Origin of the sequence: Streptomyces sp. NBC_00236, from assembly GCF_036195045.1 — a bacterium.
Classification (GTDB): Bacteria; Actinomycetota; Actinomycetes; order Streptomycetales; family Streptomycetaceae; genus Streptomyces.
Genome location: NZ_CP108100.1, coordinates 6,075,339 through 6,091,846 on the forward strand (window position 1 = coordinate 6,075,339; position 16,508 = coordinate 6,091,846).

Sequence of the window (16,508 nt, forward strand, 5' to 3'; positions counted from 1 at the left end):
CCGCTGCCCGTGGACCCCCTCGGCGGCCTACTGTTGGGAGAGGCGCCTGCGGTACCCGGTCACCGCATGGGACGGGGCGCGGTGGCACGGGACGGAACCATCAGGTGACATCGGCACCGCCGGCTGTGAGAGGGACGGAATGAAACCGACCGAGAACGCCGCACCGGTGTCGCGGCTGCAAGGTTTCGCCGGCCTCACGCCCAAAGTGGGTGCCGTCGTCGTGGCCCTCGCCACGGTGCAGCTGGCGACCGGTTTCTACCGGACCGTGAGCAGCGGACACGCACTCTTCCCGAACGGGAGGGCCGGCTGGTCGCTCGCCGTTCTCACCGGGATCGTCGTCGGTCATCTGGTCGCGCTCGGCCGCGACCGCTGGTGGGGCGGCACGGGCTCCGGAGCCGCCCTCACCCTCGCCGTGCTGCTCCTCTACGGCTGGGTGCCCGCGGGCCTGGTCAGCCTGGTCGTGGTCGTGCTCGTCGGCGTGGCCCGCCGGCACCGCTGGTGGCAGGGGCTGCTGCACGGGGCGGTGGACATCCTGGGCGTGGGCGCCGCGGCCCTGGTCCTGGCGGCGTTCGGCGAGGTGCAGACCGTCGAGTCGCCCTGGCAGCCACTCGACTGGGGTATCGACGCCGTCCCGGAGGTCCTGCTGGCAGCCTCCACGTATCTGCTCGTCACCCGGGTCCTGCTGTGGTACGCCCGGTCTCCGCAGGGCGGCGGACTGCCGACGGTGGCTCGCACCGCGCTGCTGCGGCAGGGGCTCATCGCCGTCGCACTCCTCGGCATCGCGCCGCTGATCTGCGTCGTCGCGATGGCGATGCCCGTCCTGCTGCCGCTCTTCGCCGTTCCGCTGATCGCCCTGGACTCGACGCTGTGGATCGCCCGCGCCAGGGCGGAGGAGCAGCTGCGGGACCCGCTGACCGGGCTGCCGAACCGGCAGTGGCTGCTGGAGCGGACCTGGACGGCGCTGGAGGAGGCCGAGAACCTCGGCGGCCGCGTCGGTCTTGTCCTGATCGACCTCGACCGCTTCCGGGCGGTCAACGACACGCTCGGACACCTCGCCGGGGACCGGCTGCTGCTGCAGATAGCGGACCGGCTGCGGCTGGCCCTGCCGAAGGGTGCGGAGGCGGCCAGGCTCGGCGGCGACGAGTTCGCCGTGCTCCTGCCGACCGCGGACTCCACCACCAGCACCCAACGCGTCGCCCGTCATCTGGTGGCCGAGCTCTCCTCCCCGCTGGACCTCGACGGACTCACGCTGGTGCTGGAGGCCAGCGCCGGAGTAGCCGTCTACCCCGATCACGCACTGGACGCGGAGGGTCTGCTCCGGCGGGCGGACGTGGCGATGTACCAGGCCAAGCGCGACCGGACGGGCGTGGAGGTGTACGAGTCGAAGCGCGACAGCAACACCCCGGACCGGCTCGGCCTCCTCGGCGACCTGCGGCGTGCGCTGGACGCGGGCGAGGTGGAGCTGCACTACCAGCCGAAGGTCCGCTTCGACGGTCAGGTGGCCGGTCTGGAGGCGCTGGTCCGCTGGGTGCATCCGGAGCGGGGGAGAGTCCCCCCGGACGAGTTCATCGCCATAGCGGAGTCGTCCGGGCTGATGCCGCACCTCACGGAGTACGTCCTGGAGACGGCGCTGGCCCAGGTCGCCCGGTGGCGGGCGCAGGGCCTGTTCGTCCCGGTCGCGGTCAACGTGTCCCCGCGCGATGTGCACACTCCGGGGTTCGCGGGCGGCGTCGCGGCCCGGCTGGCCCGGCACGGCGTCCCGGCCGGCGCCCTGCAGCTGGAGATAACGGAACACGTGCTGCTGGAGGACCCGCAGCGGGCCGCGGACACCCTCGCGGGCCTGACCGGGCACGGCGTCAAGATGTCCCTGGACGACTTCGGCACGGGCTATTCCTCGCTGGTGCACCTGCGCAGGCTGCCGGTCAGCGAGCTCAAGATCGACCGGTCGTTCGTGGCCCGGCTCGCCATCGATCACGAGGACGCGGAGATCGTCCGCTGCACGATCGACCTGGCGCACTCGCTCGGTCTGGTGGTCGTCGCCGAGGGTGTCGAGGACGACGAGACGTGGGAGCGGCTGCGGGACCTGGGCTGCGACGCGGTCCAGGGGTGGCTGGTGGCGGCCGCGATGCCGCCGCAGGAGACGACGGCGTGGCTGCGGGCGCGCGGCGAGCACGGATGGCGCCGGCCGGCGGAACTGGCGGCAGCGGCCGCGGCGGCCGCCGCGGCGGGCACGGGTGCGGCCGTCAAGGCGACGCCCGAGCTGGAGCAGCGCCCGTCCGGGCGGGCGGTCGACTCGCGGCCCGCGACGACGTAGGACGGGGTGGCGGGGGTGCGGGGCGCGGGCTGCGGTGAGATGACCGAAGGCGCCCGGTGACCGTTTTGTCCTCCATCGCCGGACGGGCTTGGAGTGCGCCCGGTGGTGGCCTCGGCGTGGAGCGCAGGGCCGAGCGGTGGCCTCGGCACGGAGCGCCGGGCCGAGGGCGATTCCGCCCTGCGGCCGCTTCACCGAGCGAGTGTTCCCCGGGTGGCCGTACCCGGTACGGCCGACCCCATAGGATTGGGGGTCGGTGGCACATTTCCACCTGCCGCGCGACGCCTGGCACGCACGCTCGCCGCGTTGCCGAAACGCCCACGTGGCTCCGCCACGAGGGCGCTCCGGCGCCTTGCGATCGCACGCACCGGGCGCCGCGCGGCCCGTCCTTCGGACGGACGGTGGAAATGTGCCACCGACCCAGCCAAAACCACACACCAACCCCTGAGGATCGCTGCATGCCTGGCATCACGCGCGAGGAGGTCGCCCACCTCGCCCGGCTGGCGCGTCTGGAGCTGAAGGGCGAAGAGCTCGATCACTTCGCCGGTCAGCTCGACGACATCATCGGCGCGGTCGCCCGCGTCTCCGAGGTCGCCGACCAAGACGTACCGCCGACCTCCCACCCGCTGCCGCTGACCAACGTCATGCGGGCGGACGAGGTCCGTCCGTCGCTCACCCCCGCGCAGGCGCTCTCCGGCGCCCCGGCCCAGGAGCAGCAGCGTTTCAAGGTGCCGCAGATCCTGGGGGAGGACTAAAAGTCATGACGGACATCAGCACCATCATCAAGCTCACCGCCGCCGAGATCGCCGCGAAGATCGCCTCGGGCGAGCTCACGGCCGTCGAGGTCACCGAGGCCCACCTGGCCCGGATCGAAGCGGTCGACGAGAAGGTCCACGCCTTCCTGCACATCGACCGCGAGGGCGCGCTCGCGCAGGCCCGTGCCGTCGACGCCAAGAAGGCGGCCGGCGAGAAGCTGGGCCCGCTGGCCGGCGTCCCGCTCGCGCTGAAGGACATCTTCACCACCGAGGACATGCCGACCACCGTCGGTTCGAAGATCCTCGAAGGCTGGGTCCCGCCGTACGACGCGACCGTCACCAAGCGGCTGAAGGCCGCCGACGTCGTGATCCTCGGCAAGACCAACATGGACGAGTTCGCCATGGGGTCCTCCACCGAGAACAGCGCCTACGGCCCGACCGGCAACCCGTGGGACCTCACCCGCATCCCGGGCGGCTCCGGAGGCGGCTCCTCGGCGGCCCTCGCGTCGTTCGAGGCCCCGCTCGCCATCGGCACGGACACCGGCGGTTCCATCCGCCAGCCCGCCGCCGTCACCGGCACGGTCGGCGTCAAGCCCACGTACGGCGGCGTCTCCCGCTACGGCATGGTGGCCTTCTCGTCCTCCCTCGACCAGGGCGGGCCCTGCGCCCGCACGGTCCTGGACGCGGCCCTGCTGCACGAGGCCATCGCCGGGCACGACCCGCTGGACTCGACGTCCATCGACGCCCCGGTCCCGCCGGTCGTCGAGGCCGCGCGCAACGGCTCCGTACAGGGCATGCGCGTCGGTGTCGTGAAGCAGTTCTCCGGCGAGGGCTACCAGGCCGGTGTCGTCCAGCGCTTCAACGAGTCGGTCGAGCTGCTGAAGTCGCTCGGCGCGACCGTCGTCGAGCTGGACTGCCCGTCCTTCGACCTCGGCCTTTCGGCGTACTACCTCATCGCGCCGTCCGAGTGCTCCTCGAACCTCGCCCGCTTCGACGCCATGCGCTACGGCCTGCGGGTCGGCGACGACGGCACGAAGTCCGCCGAGGACGTCACCGCGCTCACCCGCGAGGCCGGTTTCGGCGACGAGGTCAAGCGCCGCATCATCCTCGGTACGTACGCACTGAGCTCCGGCTACTACGACGCGTACTACGGCTCGGCGCAGAAGGTCCGCACGCTGATCACGCGGGACTTCGAGAAGGCCTTCGAGCAGGTGGACGTCATCGTCTCGCCGACGACGCCCACCACCGCCTTCCCGATCGGCGAGCGCGCCGACGACCCGATGGCGATGTACCTCGCGGACCTGTGCACCATTCCGACCAACCTGGCCGGCAACGCCGCCATGTCGCTGCCCTGCGGCCTGGCGCCGGAGGACGGTCTCCCGGTCGGGCTGCAGATCATCGCCCCCGCCATGAAGGACGACCGGCTGTACAAGGTCGGAGCCGCCGTCGAGGCCGCATTCGTGGAAAAGTGGGGACACCCGCTGCTTGAGGAGGCTCCGTCGCTATGAGCGCAATGGCTAAGAAGGCCAAGAACTTCAAGAAGTCCAAGACCGGCGCGTACGTGTCCATGGGCACTACCGCCTTCGGCGCGCTCAGCGTGTTCAAGCAGGTGAAGATGGCCCGCCAGGACAACGACACACTGCGGCTGATCGACGCCGCCGTGTCCGCCGCCGCGATCGTGACCGGCCTCGCCATCCTTTACCGCGAGCTCAAGCGTCTCGGCGACGACGACGTCCTGCTGGGCTGAGAGGGAAAGTTTCAGTGACTGTCATTGACCTGGAGTCGTACGAGGACGCCCTCGCGACGTACGACCCCGTCATGGGCCTCGAAGTCCATGTCGAGCTCGGCACCAAGACCAAGATGTTCTGCGGCTGCTCCACCGAGCTCAAGCAGGACGCCAACTCGCAGACCTGCCCGGTCTGCCTCGGGCTGCCCGGCGCGCTGCCGGTCGTGAACGAGATCGGCGTCGAGTCCGCCATCAAGATCGGTCTCGCGCTGAACTGCGAGATCGCCGAGTGGTGCCGCTTCGCCCGGAAGAACTACTTCTATCCGGACATGCCGAAGAACTTCCAGACCTCCCAGTACGACGAGCCGATCGCCTTCGACGGCTATCTGGACGTCCAACTGGAGGACGGGGAGATCTTCCGGGTGCAGATCGAGCGCGCCCACATGGAGGAGGACACCGGCAAGTCGACGCACGTCGGCGGTGCCACCGGCCGCATCCACGGCGCGTCCCACTCCCTGCTCGACTACAACCGCGCGGGCATTCCGCTCATCGAGATCGTCACCAAGCCGATCGAGGGAGCGGGCGCACGCGCCCCCGAGGTCGCCAAGGCGTACGTCGCCGAGCTCCGCGAGCTCATCAAGGCGCTCGGCGTCTCGGAGGCCCGCATGGAGATGGGCCAGATGCGCTGCGACGTGAACCTGTCGCTGCGCCCGCACGGCCGCGAGGCGTTCGGTACCCGCTCCGAGACGAAGAACGTGAACTCGCTGCGTTCCGTCGAGCGCGCCGCCCGCTTCGAGATCCAGCGCCACGCCGCGGTGCTGAACTCGGGTGGCACGATCGTGCAGGAGACCCGGCACTTCCACGAGGAGGACGGCTCCACCACGGCCGGCCGCATCAAGGACAACGCCGAGGACTACCGCTACTTCCCCGAGCCCGACCTGGTGCCGGTCGCCCCGGCCCGGGAGTGGGTCGAGGAGCTCCGCAAGGGGCTTCCCGAGCTGCCGCGGCTGCGCCGCGCCCGGCTCAAGGAGGAGTGGGGCGTCTCCGAGCACGACATGCAGTCCATCCTCAACGCCGGCGCGGTCGACCTGATCGTCGCCACGACCGAGGTGGGCGCCCCGGCGGACCAGGCCCGCAAGTGGTGGATGGGCGAGCTCGCCCGTAACGCCAACGAGACCGGACGCGCCCTCGACGAGCTGGGTGTCACCCCGGCGCAGGTCGCCCGGGTCGCCGAGCTCGTCGCCTCCGGCGATCTCAACGACAAGCTGGCCCGGCAGGTCCTGGAGGGTGTCCTCGCGGGCGAGGGCGACCCGGACACCGTCGTCGAGAAGCGCGGCCTGAAGGTCGTCTCCGACGAGGGCGCGCTGTCCACGGCCGTGGACGAGGCCATCGCGGGCAACGCCGCCATCGCGGACAAGATCCGCGGCGGCAAGGTCGCGGCCGCCGGTGCGCTCGTCGGCGCCGTCATGAAGGCCACCCGTGGCCAGGCGGACGCGGCGCGCGTGCGCGAGCTGATCCTGGAGAAGCTCGGCGTCGAGGGCTGAGCCCTTCCCGCACGACTGCGAAGGGGCGGTGCCCCCGGTTTCCACCGGGGGCACCGCCCCTTCGCGCATGCCGCGCTACCGCCGCGTCCTGAGCGTCGGGAAGCCGGGCACGACCGCGGCCCCGTCGCGGGTCCCGTCCACCTGGACGCGCGGCCGGAGCGCGTTCTCCACCTTCGGCGACAGCGTCCCGGGTGTGCCCGGTTCGAGCCGGCTGACGGTTCATGAGATGGCCACGCCTGTGCGGCCACGGTCAACGCGGGCCGGAGCCCGCTTCCCGTGTGCGGCCGCTTCCGGCCGGGGAGCGCGGGCCGGGCGACCGCTGCCGCGCCACGTGTGCGCCTCCGCCGTACGGCGGTGCTCATGTCGCTCATATGTGGACCTGATCCCTGTGAGTAAGGCCACGAAACGGACAAACGATCATAGTTGGCTGCCAGAGTGACGGTTCTCAAGGTCATGCGTTCTCACACGGACGGTTCTGCCGAACCCCTGTGGAGACCACGAACCCGCAGGGAGTACGTCCCTTGGCTGCCATCGCCCGCTGGTGCGTCACGCACCGCCTCCTCGCCGTACTCATCTGGCTGCTCGCCCTCGGCGGCACGGCGGCCGCAGCGGGGTTCGCGGGTTCCGCCTACTCCAACGACTACGAGGCCCCGGGCACCGAGTCCGGGCGGGCGGCCGAGCTGCTCAAGGACGGCTTCGCGGATCTCGGCGGTGACACCGACACCATCGTCTGGCACACCGACGACTCCACCGTGCGGGCCGCCGACGTCACCCAGAAGATGACCGCCACCCTGCACGCCGTCGAACGGCTGCCCGGCGTCGGCGCCGTCACCGGGCCGTACGCGGACCCGGGGTCCGGGCAGATCAGCGCCGACGGGCACACCGCCTACGCCACCGTCACCTTCGACCGGCAGGCGGACGACGTACCGGCCGCGCAGGCCAGGGCCGTCGTCGACACCGCGAAGGCCGCCGCGGGCGAACACCTCCAGGTGGAGCTGGGCGGCTCGGCCATAGCCCTCACCGAAGCACCGGGAGCCCACCTCAGCGAGGCCGTCGGGGTGGTCGTCGCCGCCGTCGTGCTCTTCCTCGCCTTCGGTTCGCTCGCCGCGAGCATGCTGCCCATCGCCACCGCCCTCGTCTCGGTCGGCACGGCGTACGCGGGCATCGTGCTCCTCGGACACGTGATGACCGTCGCCGACTTCGCCCCCATGCTGGGCATGCTCATCGGACTCGGCGTCGGGATCGACTACGCGCTCTTCATCGTCACCCGTCACCGCAGAGGGCTGCGGCGCGGCATGTCCGTGCCCGAGGCGGCGCAGCACGCGGTCGCGACGACCGGGCGGGCCGTCGTCTTCGCCGGGGCCACCGTCTGCATCGCGCTCCTCGGGATGCTGATCCTGCGGCTGAGCTTCCTCAACGGCGTCGCCATCGCCGCCTCGCTCACCGTCGTCCTGACCGTGATCGCCTCCGTGACCCTGCTGCCCGCTCTGCTGTCCCTCATCGGCATGCGGGCGCTGAACCGGCGCGAGCGCCGGCGGCTGGCCGAGCACGGCCCGCAGCCGGAGCCGGCCACCGGCTTCGCGGCCCGCTGGTCCGCCTTCGTGGAGCGGCACCCCAAACTGCTCGGGGCTCTCGCGGCCGTCGTGATGCTGGTCCTCGCGCTCCCCACCTTCTCGCTCCACCTGGGCAGCTCCGACCAGGGCAACAACGCGCGGTCCTCCACCACCCGGCAGGCGTACGACCTGCTCGCCGACGGCTTCGGCCCCGGCGTCAACGGCCCGCTGACCGTCGCCGCGTATCTGGACGGTGCCGACGACCGGCTCGCGATGGACGCCCTGCCCGCGACGCTGCGCGCCACCGACGGGGTGGCCTGGGCCTACCCGGTGACGTACAACTCCAGCGGCGACACCGCGTACGTCACCGTCGTCCCGGACACGGAACCGCAGTCCCGGCAGACCAGCGAGCTCGTCGAGCGGCTGCGGACGGACGTCCTGCCGAAGGCGTCCGAGAACACCTCGCTCCGGACCCATGTGGGCGGGGTGACGGCCAGCTACGACGACTTCGCGCAGATCATCGTCGGCAAGCTCCCGCTCTTCATCGGTGTCGTCGTGGGACTCGGCTGTCTGCTCCTGCTGATGGCCTTCAGGTCGGTCGGCATCCCACTGAAGGCCGCGGCGATGAACGTGGCGGCGGTGGCCTCCTCGTTCGGTGTCGTCGTCGCGATCTTCCAGTGGGGCTGGGGGAGCGAGCTGCTGGGCCTGGGCAGCGCGGGGCCCATCGAGCCGTTCCTGCCGGTGATCATGGTGTCCGTGCTCTTCGGCCTCTCCATGGACTACCAGGTCTTCCTGGTCGGCCGGATGTACGAGGAATGGCTGGAGACCGGCGACAACCGGCGGGCGGTCAGGGTCGGCCTGGCCGAGACCAGCCGGGTGATCAACTCGGCCGCCGTGATCATGATCTCGGTGTTTCTCGCCTTCGTGCTCAGCGGCGACCGGGTCATCGCGATGTTCGGCATCGCGCTCGCCGCCGCCGTGGCCCTGGACGCCTTCGTCCTGCGGACGCTGCTGGTCCCCGCCCTCATGCATCTGCTGGGCGGGGCGAACTGGTGGCTGCCCGGCTGGCTGGACCGGCGGCTGCCGCGCATCAGCATCGAACCGCCCGACTGCGGAACCCCGCGAGCGAGGATCCCGGCGGCGTGCGCGAGCGAGTCCGGGAGCGACGAGGTCGCGGCGGCCGCACAGCGCGTCCACTGACCGGTGCGGCGTCCGAGCCGAGGCCCGGCGCGAACAGGCCGTTAAGAGGGTTCTCATCTGCTGCGCCTAGCGTGCGGCAGATGAACTCCACGACCCCCACGACCCCCACCACTCCCACCGACCCCGTCGCCGAGGGCGACGGCGAGGCGAACACCGCCGAGAGGACGACCGCAGGAAAGGGCGTCGCGAAGACCGCCGGGAACACCACGGAGAAGGCCGTCACCGATGCCGCCCCGGCCGAGGAATCGACGACGCGGCTCGACAAGGAAGCCTCCGAGTCCGGCGTCGACGCGGAGCAGGACCTCGACCAGGAACGTCACGACGACGACCTCGGCCTGGACCTGGACCTGGACGACGACGAGGCGCTCAAGGAGTCCTCGGGCCTCGGCACCGCCGCGGCGGCGGTCGTCTCCGTCGGGCTCGGCATCGTCTCCCTCAGCGGCGCCTGGAGCGGCCGGGTCGCCGCCGAGCGCGAGACGCTGATCGGGCAGTTCAAGACCTCGTCCGGCGCCACGGCCGCCCAGCAGATCTCCGAGATCTACGGTGACGCGTGGCACGCCACCGCGCTGGTCAACGGTCTCTTCGGCCTGCTCGCACTGTTCGTCGGCGTCTACGTCCTGGTCCGGCCGGCGTTCGGTGCCCCGTCTGCACACCCGCAGCCGGGCTGGATCCGCGCGGTCGCCAAGGGAGGGATCGCCCTTGGCGTGCTGGGCGTACTGATCGCCGTGTGCATGTACTTCGACCTCATCGTCGCCCTGCCGACGGCACCGGCCACCGCGGGCTGAGGGCTGTCCCACCGGAGCCCGTACGCCGCCGCGCGGCGCGGCCTAAGGCATCGGCGAGTACTCCTGGCGGGCCCGTGCGGTGGCGTAAGCCCCTCCCTAAGGCCCCCGGCCGCCGCAGATGCGGAACTCGCCCGATGCGGCACCACCCCCTGGGGGACGACAGTGGTGGCACGGCAGAAGCACTGCCGCCACCGAGGCCCAACGGGCCCGTCCCCAGGAGGAATCACATGTACGAGCTGGAACTCCACAAGATCAGGGCAGCCGAACTCGTCCGCCGTGCCGCCGCCGAGCGGCTCGTCCGGGAGGCCCGCCGCGCCCGTAAGGCGACCCGCGGTTCCGCCCGCCAGGAACGCGAGAGGAAGGTGAGTGCGGGCACGGACCGGGAGCGGTTCGCGCACGCCGCATAAGGGCCGACTGCCGTGACGGTCCGTTTTTCCGGCTCCGCACTGTCGGACGCATGTGCGATGCTCGGCGACGTGGAGACCAGGTCAGTCAGTCCCGTGTTCGTCGGCCGCACAGGTGAACTCGCCGCGCTCACCGACGCACTCGCCCGCGCCACCGCCGCCGGCAACGCCCCGTCCGGCGGTGGCGGTGAGCCGCAGGCGCTCCTCGTCGGCGGCGAGGCGGGCGTCGGCAAGACCCGTCTGGTCGAGGAGTTCCTCGCGGTGGCGGTCCGCCGCGGGGCCGTCGTCGCGGTCGGCGGCTGCGTCGAGATCGGGGCCGACGGCCTGCCGTACGCCCCGTTCTCCACCGCCCTGCGCGCCCTGAACCGCATCCTGCCCGAGGAGATGGCCGCGGCCTGCGCGGGCCAGGAGGGCGAACTGGCCCGGCTCCTTCCGGAGCTCGGCGAAGCCGGCCGGGAGGCGGCCGACGAACACGGCACCGCCCGCCTCTTCGAGCTCACCGCCAGGCTGCTGGAGCGCATCTCCGCGGACCGCACCGTCGTGCTCGTCCTGGAGGACCTGCACTGGGCCGACTCCTCCACCAGACATCTCCTCTCCTACCTCTTCCGTACGCTGCGCAGCGGCCGCCTCGTCGTGATCGGCACCTACCGCGCCGACGACATCCACCGCCGCCACCCGCTGCGCCCCCTGCTGGCCGAACTGGACAGGCTGCGCACCGTGCGCCGCATCGAACTCGCCCGGTTCAACCGGGCCGAGGTCCGCCGCCAGCTCACCGGCATCCTCGCGGGCTCACCCGAACCCGCCCTGGTGGACGAGATATTCGAGCGTTCCGACGGAAACGCCTTCTTCGTCGAGGAGCTCGCCTGCAGCATGGAGTGCGGTGACGGGGCCGCCGGGCTGCCCGGCTCCCTGCGCGACCTCCTCCTCGTCCGTGTCGAGGCCCTGTCCGACGGCGCCCAGAGGATCGCCCGCATCGTCGCCGAAGGCGGCTCGGCGGTCGAGTACGAACTGCTGGCCGCCGTCGCCGGCCTCGCCGAGGACGAGCTCATCGAGGCCCTCCGCGGAGCCGTCGGCGCCAATCTGCTGCTCACCACCCCGGAGGGCAACGGTTACCGATTCCGGCACTCCCTGGTCCGCGAAGCCGTCAGCGACGACCTCCTCCCCGGCGAACGCTCCCGGCTGAACCGGCGCTACGCCCAGGCCCTGGAGGCCGACCCCACCCTGGTCCGCGACGGCGAGCGCGCCACGCGCCTGGCCAGCTACTGGTACGGGGCGCACGACCCGGCCAAGGCCCTGCCGGCCGTACTGAAGGCTTCGGTCGAAGCCCGCCGCCGTAACGCCTACGCCGAGCAACTGCGACTGCTGGAAAGGGCGATGGAGCTGTGGGACGAAGCCCCCGACGCGATACGCGGCACCCTGCGGCCCATCGACTACGCCGAGGTCTATCCGGCCTGCGGCAGCCGCGACGGTTCCGCCCCGCTGACCCATCTCGACCTGCTGGCCGAAGCCACCGTCGCCGCCCGCTTCGGCGGGGAGCGCGAACGGTCGCTGGCCCTCTGCAAGAAGGCCCTGCGCATCCTGGAGAGCGAGGACGACGCCCTGCGCGCCGCCTGGTTCTGGGTCCAGCGCTCCCGCCTGGTCCAGGACCTCACCCGGGGCGACGGCTGGGACGAACTGGCCACGGCGGAGGAGCTCGTCCGCGGCCTGCCCCCGTCGGCCGTGCACGCGGACGTCCTGACGAACGTGGCCGGCTGGGGCGCCTTGCACCAGCCGGGGGCCGGGACCCTCGCGGCAGCCGACCGTGCCGTGGAGTACGCCCGGCTGGTCGGCGACGAGTCCATCGAGCTGCACGCACGGCTGACCCGCGCCTGGCTGAGCGCCGACGCCGGGGCCGTCGACGAGGGCATCGCCGAGCTCTACGCCGTCCGTGACCGGGCCGAGGAGCTGTGCCTCGTCGGCGTCATGGGCCGGGCGGCCATCAACCTCCCCTCCACCCTCGAAGCCATGGGCCGGTCGCTGGAGGCGGTGACCGCGGCAGAGCACGGCGTCAAGGTCTGCCACAGCCACGGTGTCGCGGACATGGAGGCCTGGGCACGCACCAACCAGGCGATGTCGCTGTTCTCCCTCGGCCGCTGGGACGAGGCCCTGGCCACCACCGAGGCCGCCTCCCGCACGGCACTGTCCCGGAAGGCCCAGGGCCTCGTCGCCGCGCGGCGCACCGAAGTGGCCCTGGCGCGGGGCGACCTCGTCGATGCCGAGCAGCAACTGGCGCTGGCCACAAGGAGCTTCGGATCCAGCGATCCTCAGCCGCAGCACCTCATCAACGGCGTCCGGCACGCCATCACCATCGCCGTGCAGCAGGGGAGACTGCCGGAGGCGCGGGCGGCCTTCGAGGCCCAGGCGGAGCAGGGTTTCCCGCCCGGCACCCAGCGGTACGCCTTTCCGCTGCTGCACGTCGTCGCCGCGGCCGAGGCCGATGCCCGGGGCCTGCCCGCCACGGAACCGGGCCGGCCGGGCATCCTCGCGCTCGTCCGCAGCCACCTCAAGCGACTGCCGGCGCTCGTCCCCGTGTGGGCGGCCCACGGTGTGCTGATCGACGCCGAACTGGCCCGGGCCGAAGGCCTGGACACCCCTGACCACTGGTCCCGCGCCGCCGAGGCCTTCGCCCCTCTGCACCGTCCGTACGAACTGGCGCAGATCCGCCATCGCTGGGCGGAAGCCCTCCTCATCGCCTCCGGCGACCGCACCGCGGCCGCCGCGGTGCTGCGCGACGCCCACGGCACCGCCCTACGGCTCGGGGCGCGCCCGCTGACCGAGACCATCGAGCTGCTGGCGGGCCGCGCCCGCATCGCTCTCACCGGTCCTGGTCCGGATGCCCGTCCCGGCTCGGGCGACGACATCCCGCTGGCCGTCACCGTCCCGGACGGTGACGAGCCGGGCGGCCAGGATCACCCGGAGGAACAGCTCAGGGCCGCGGCGGCGGCCGCCGTGGAGTCCTTCGGACTGACCCCGCGCGAGCAGGAGGTGCACCGGCTCGTGGCCGCCGGCCACACCAACCGCAAAATCGCCGAGGAGCTCTACATCTCACCCAAGACCGCGAGCGTGCACGTCTCCAACATCCTCGCCAAGCTCGGCGTCACGGGCCGCGGCGAAGCGGCCGCACTCGCTCACCGGCTGCGGCTGTACCGGATGCCGAAGGACGCCTGAAGGCCGTCCCGCTTCCGGGCCCCGCGCCGTGTCACTGCCGCAGCGCCTCCAGTGGCTCGACGCGCGCCGCCCGCAGCGAGGGATAGAGCCCGGCCAGGAGTCCGGTCAAGGAGCCGACCAGCGGTGCCGGAAGGACTGCGTACGGGGCGAGCTTCCGGCTTCGGCAGACGTACTCACCGCCGGCCATGTCGGGGACGCTGTCGCACGCGCCGAAAACGGTCGGCCCCCGAGGGCTCCCACGACCAAGGCTTCCGGCGGTCCGACGACTTCACGCATGACGACTCCACGCACGGCGGTTTCACGCACGGAAGCCTTGCTCACCGGCCGGAGTGGACGCCCGCCTCGCCCTCGTCCGGCTCGTCGCCGTCCCCCTCCGGCTCCCCGGGGTCCCCGTCGCCGTTCTCGGCACGGCGGTGGACCACGACCTTGCCGGAGGTCAGGTCGATGGGGCCGCGCGCGGGGTCGCCGACGCCGAGATCCACCCGGGTCAGCTCCAGCCGCTTCTGTTCCTCGGCAGTGTGCTTGCGTCCGGGTGCGAAGAGTTCCTCGAAGAAGTTGAACACGGGCCGCGCACCCTTCCGCCGACTGTGGCCGCCGGGACCTCTCGTCGAAAGGCCCTACCGCACCTCGACCACCAGGATCTTGTCGTCTCCCGGCTTCGGGGTGCCACGTGAGTCCGTCTCGCTCGTCACGAGCCAGAGCTTGTTGCCGCCCGCGGCGAGCACGGTGCGCAGACGGCCGTACTTCCCCTCCAGGAACGACTGGGGCGCCGCAAGAGGTTCCTTGTCCGCCGTACCGGACAGCGGGATCCGCCAGAGCCGCTCACCCCGCAGACCGGCCATCCAGATCGAGCCCTTGACGAAGGCAATGCCGCTCGGGGACGCCTCCGACGTCTTCCACTGTGCCACGGGATCGAGGAATCCGGCCTCGCCCGCCTTGCCCTCGGCCTCCGGCCAGCCGTAGTTCCCGCCCGGCACGATCCGGTTCAGTTCGTCCCAGGTGTCCTGGCCGAACTCGGCCGCCCACAGCTGCTTGTGCTCGTCCCAGGCCAGCCCCTGCACATTGCGGTGACCGTACGAATACACCACGGAGTCGGCCTGCGGATTGCCGTGCAGCGGCTCACCGTCCGGGGTCATCCGCAGGATCTTGCCGGCGAGCGACTCCTTGTCCTGCGCGCGGCCGTCGTCCCCCGTCTCGCCCGTGCCCGCGTACAGCATGCGGTCCGGACCGAAGGCGATCCGGCCGCCGTTGTGGATGGCGCCCTTCGGGATGCCCCGCAGAATCGTGTCGGGGGCGCCCAGCAGCTGACCGGGGGTCGTCCCGTCCTCGTCGTAGAGCATGCGGGCGATGCGGTTGTCCGACGCCGTGGTGAAGTACGCGTACACCAGGTGGTCCGTGCCGTAGTCGGGGGAGACCGCGAGGCCGAGCAGCCCGCCCTCGCCCGCCGCCGCCACCCCCGGCACGGTGCCCAACAGCGTCTTCCTGCCGTTCTTCGCGTCGATGCGGGTGATCGTCCCCCTGTCGCGCGAGCCCACCAGCAGATCGCCGTCCGGCAGTTCCGCCAGGCCCCACGGCGATTCCAGACCCTCCGTGAGGGTCGACACCACCTTCACCGAGCCCTTCGCGGGCGGCAGACCGGCCGCGGGACGCGAGGCCGACGGCGACGTGGACGGCGAGGCCGCCCGGCCTGACGGGGCCGCGGGGGAGCCGGCCGGTGAACTCGCACCCTGGCCCGCCGTGCTCTCGGCACCCTCCTGCGAGGAGCACCCCGCGGTGAGCATCAGGGCGCCGGCCGCCAGCACGGCCACCGCTCCCCGCCGCGCACCCCGGCCATTCCCGCGGGGCGTCGCGCGACGCCCCACCGGTTCCCGCACAGATCCGAACCTCGCACCGCGCACAGCACCGACCCCTTCGACGACCGCCTGTCCCCTGTTCTTACACCGCGGCCGCTCCCAGGGTTCCCGAAGCCCGTGCACTTTCTCGCTCGGCGATCAAACTTCACACGCCGATGCCGTGTACGGGTGCTCAGTCCCACGACTCCCGTGCGGCCGGAAGCAGGTCGATCTCGTCGAGGTCCTGATCCGTCAGCGTCAGCCCGGCCGCCGCCGCGTTCTCGACGGCCCACCGCTCCTGCTTGGTCCCCGGCACGGGCACGATCTGGGGTCCCTGCCGCAGCACCCAGGCCAGCGCCACCTGTGCCGGTGTCGCCCCGTACCGCTCCGCGATCCTCCGCAGCCCCACGACCACCGGCTGGTTCGCGGCCATCATCTCGGCGGTGAACCGCGGATGCCTGGCCCGCAGGTCCTCCGGCTCGAAACCCTGCCCCGGAGTGAGCGTGCCCGTCAGATAGCCGCTGCCCAGCGGCATCGCGGCCAGCACCCCGACCCCGCGCGCCGCACACCACGGCACCAGCGCCTCCAGCGCCTGCGGGGACCACACGGAGAGCTCCGCCTGCACCGCGCTCACCGGAAAGACCTGCTGGACCCGCTCCAGCTGCCGGATCGTTTCGTCGTGTGTCCGCGCTCCCCGTCGGCGAGCGGCCCTGGCCCCGACCGCACACAGCCCGAGCGCCCGGACCTTGCCCGCGTTCACGAGCTCCGCCATCGCGCCCCAGGTCTCCTCGACGGGCACCTCGGGGTCGGCCCGGTGGAGTTGGTACAGATCGATCACATCCGTCTGCAGCCGCCGCAACGAGGCATCACAGGCCCGCCGCACATAGCCCGGACGGCCGTTGGCCACGATGTGCTGATCACCCACCAGCAGACCGCACTTGGTGGAAAGGAAGGCCTGCTCACGGCGTCCCTTCAACGCCCGCCCCAGCAGCAGCTCATTGGTGAACGGCCCGTACATGTCGGCCGTGTCGAGCAGGTCGACACCCGCGTCGAGCGCCGCGTGCACCGCGCGCAACGCCTCGTCACCACGCTGCCGCGAGGCGCTGTACGCCCAGCTCATCGGCATACAGCCGAGACCGACGGCACCCACGGCGAGCGCCGCCGCACCGAGACTTCTGCGCTCCAACTCCC

At 71.9% G+C, this 16,508-nt stretch carries 13 protein-coding genes; 9 read left to right on the forward strand and 4 right to left on the reverse strand.

Annotated elements, in window-relative coordinates:
• Window positions 1-139: 139 nt before the first annotated feature.
• The 9 genes from OG446_RS27305 to OG446_RS27345 all read left to right on the forward strand — a co-directional run bounded on the left by OG446_RS27305 (window position 140) and on the right by OG446_RS27345 (window position 13,485).
• Entirely contained in the window at window positions 140-2,314 is a 2,175-nt protein-coding gene (locus OG446_RS27305; protein WP_328896506.1) for a putative bifunctional diguanylate cyclase/phosphodiesterase, read from the forward strand.
• Between the two features lie 455 nt (window positions 2,315-2,769).
• On the forward strand, window positions 2,770-3,066 hold the full coding sequence (gene gatC, locus OG446_RS27310; protein ID WP_003966094.1) for an Asp-tRNA(Asn)/Glu-tRNA(Gln) amidotransferase subunit GatC: 297 nt from the start codon (window positions 2,770-2,772) through the stop codon (window positions 3,064-3,066).
• A gap of 5 nt (window positions 3,067-3,071) precedes the next feature.
• Window positions 3,072-4,574, forward strand: coding sequence for an Asp-tRNA(Asn)/Glu-tRNA(Gln) amidotransferase subunit GatA (gene gatA / locus OG446_RS27315; protein WP_328896507.1), 1,503 nt, complete (start codon window positions 3,072-3,074; stop codon window positions 4,572-4,574).
• Window positions 4,571-4,813 carry a hypothetical protein gene (locus tag OG446_RS27320; RefSeq protein WP_148020961.1) on the forward strand — a complete coding sequence of 81 codons (243 nt, stop codon included), beginning with the start codon at window positions 4,571-4,573 and terminating at the stop codon, window positions 4,811-4,813. The genes gatA and OG446_RS27320 overlap by 4 nt, the downstream gene beginning before the upstream one ends.
• A gap of 14 nt (window positions 4,814-4,827) precedes the next feature.
• Window positions 4,828-6,336, forward strand: coding sequence for an Asp-tRNA(Asn)/Glu-tRNA(Gln) amidotransferase subunit GatB (gene gatB, locus OG446_RS27325; protein ID WP_326657728.1), 1,509 nt, complete (start codon window positions 4,828-4,830; stop codon window positions 6,334-6,336).
• Window positions 6,337-6,857: 521 nt separating this feature from the next.
• A complete protein-coding gene (locus tag OG446_RS27330) occupies window positions 6,858-9,089 on the forward strand; it encodes an MMPL family transporter (protein WP_328896508.1) in 2,232 nt (743 codons plus the stop codon).
• An 80-nt stretch (window positions 9,090-9,169) separates the two neighbouring features.
• Window positions 9,170-9,874 carry a hypothetical protein gene (locus OG446_RS27335; protein ID WP_328896509.1) on the forward strand — a complete coding sequence of 235 codons (705 nt, stop codon included), beginning with the start codon at window positions 9,170-9,172 and terminating at the stop codon, window positions 9,872-9,874.
• A gap of 227 nt (window positions 9,875-10,101) precedes the next feature.
• A complete protein-coding gene (locus tag OG446_RS27340; RefSeq protein WP_328896510.1) occupies window positions 10,102-10,281 on the forward strand; it encodes a hypothetical protein in 180 nt (59 codons plus the stop codon).
• A 57-nt stretch (window positions 10,282-10,338) separates the two neighbouring features.
• Window positions 10,339-13,485 carry a helix-turn-helix transcriptional regulator gene (locus OG446_RS27345; protein ID WP_328898429.1) on the forward strand — a complete coding sequence of 1,049 codons (3,147 nt, stop codon included), beginning with the start codon at window positions 10,339-10,341 and terminating at the stop codon, window positions 13,483-13,485.
• 31 nt (window positions 13,486-13,516) lie between these two features.
• Here OG446_RS27345 and OG446_RS27350 read toward each other — a convergent pair whose 3' ends face one another.
• From OG446_RS27350 to OG446_RS27365, 4 genes are all read right to left on the reverse strand, one after another.
• Window positions 13,517-13,672 carry a hypothetical protein gene (locus tag OG446_RS27350; protein WP_328898542.1) on the reverse strand — a complete coding sequence of 52 codons (156 nt, stop codon included), beginning with the start codon at window positions 13,670-13,672 and terminating at the stop codon, window positions 13,517-13,519.
• 130 nt (window positions 13,673-13,802) lie between these two features.
• Window positions 13,803-14,048 carry a DUF6191 domain-containing protein gene (locus OG446_RS27355; protein WP_328896511.1) on the reverse strand — a complete coding sequence of 82 codons (246 nt, stop codon included), beginning with the start codon at window positions 14,046-14,048 and terminating at the stop codon, window positions 13,803-13,805.
• A gap of 54 nt (window positions 14,049-14,102) precedes the next feature.
• The gene (locus OG446_RS27360; protein ID WP_328896512.1) at window positions 14,103-15,293 is read right to left on the reverse strand and encodes a PQQ-dependent sugar dehydrogenase; all 1,191 of its coding nucleotides are present in this window, start codon (window positions 15,291-15,293) and stop codon (window positions 14,103-14,105) included.
• 217 nt (window positions 15,294-15,510) lie between these two features.
• Window positions 15,511-16,467 (reverse strand): aldo/keto reductase, encoded by a 957-nt coding sequence (locus tag OG446_RS27365; protein WP_328898430.1) that lies wholly within the window; start codon window positions 16,465-16,467, stop codon window positions 15,511-15,513.
• Between the last annotated feature and the right edge of the window lie 41 nt (window positions 16,468-16,508).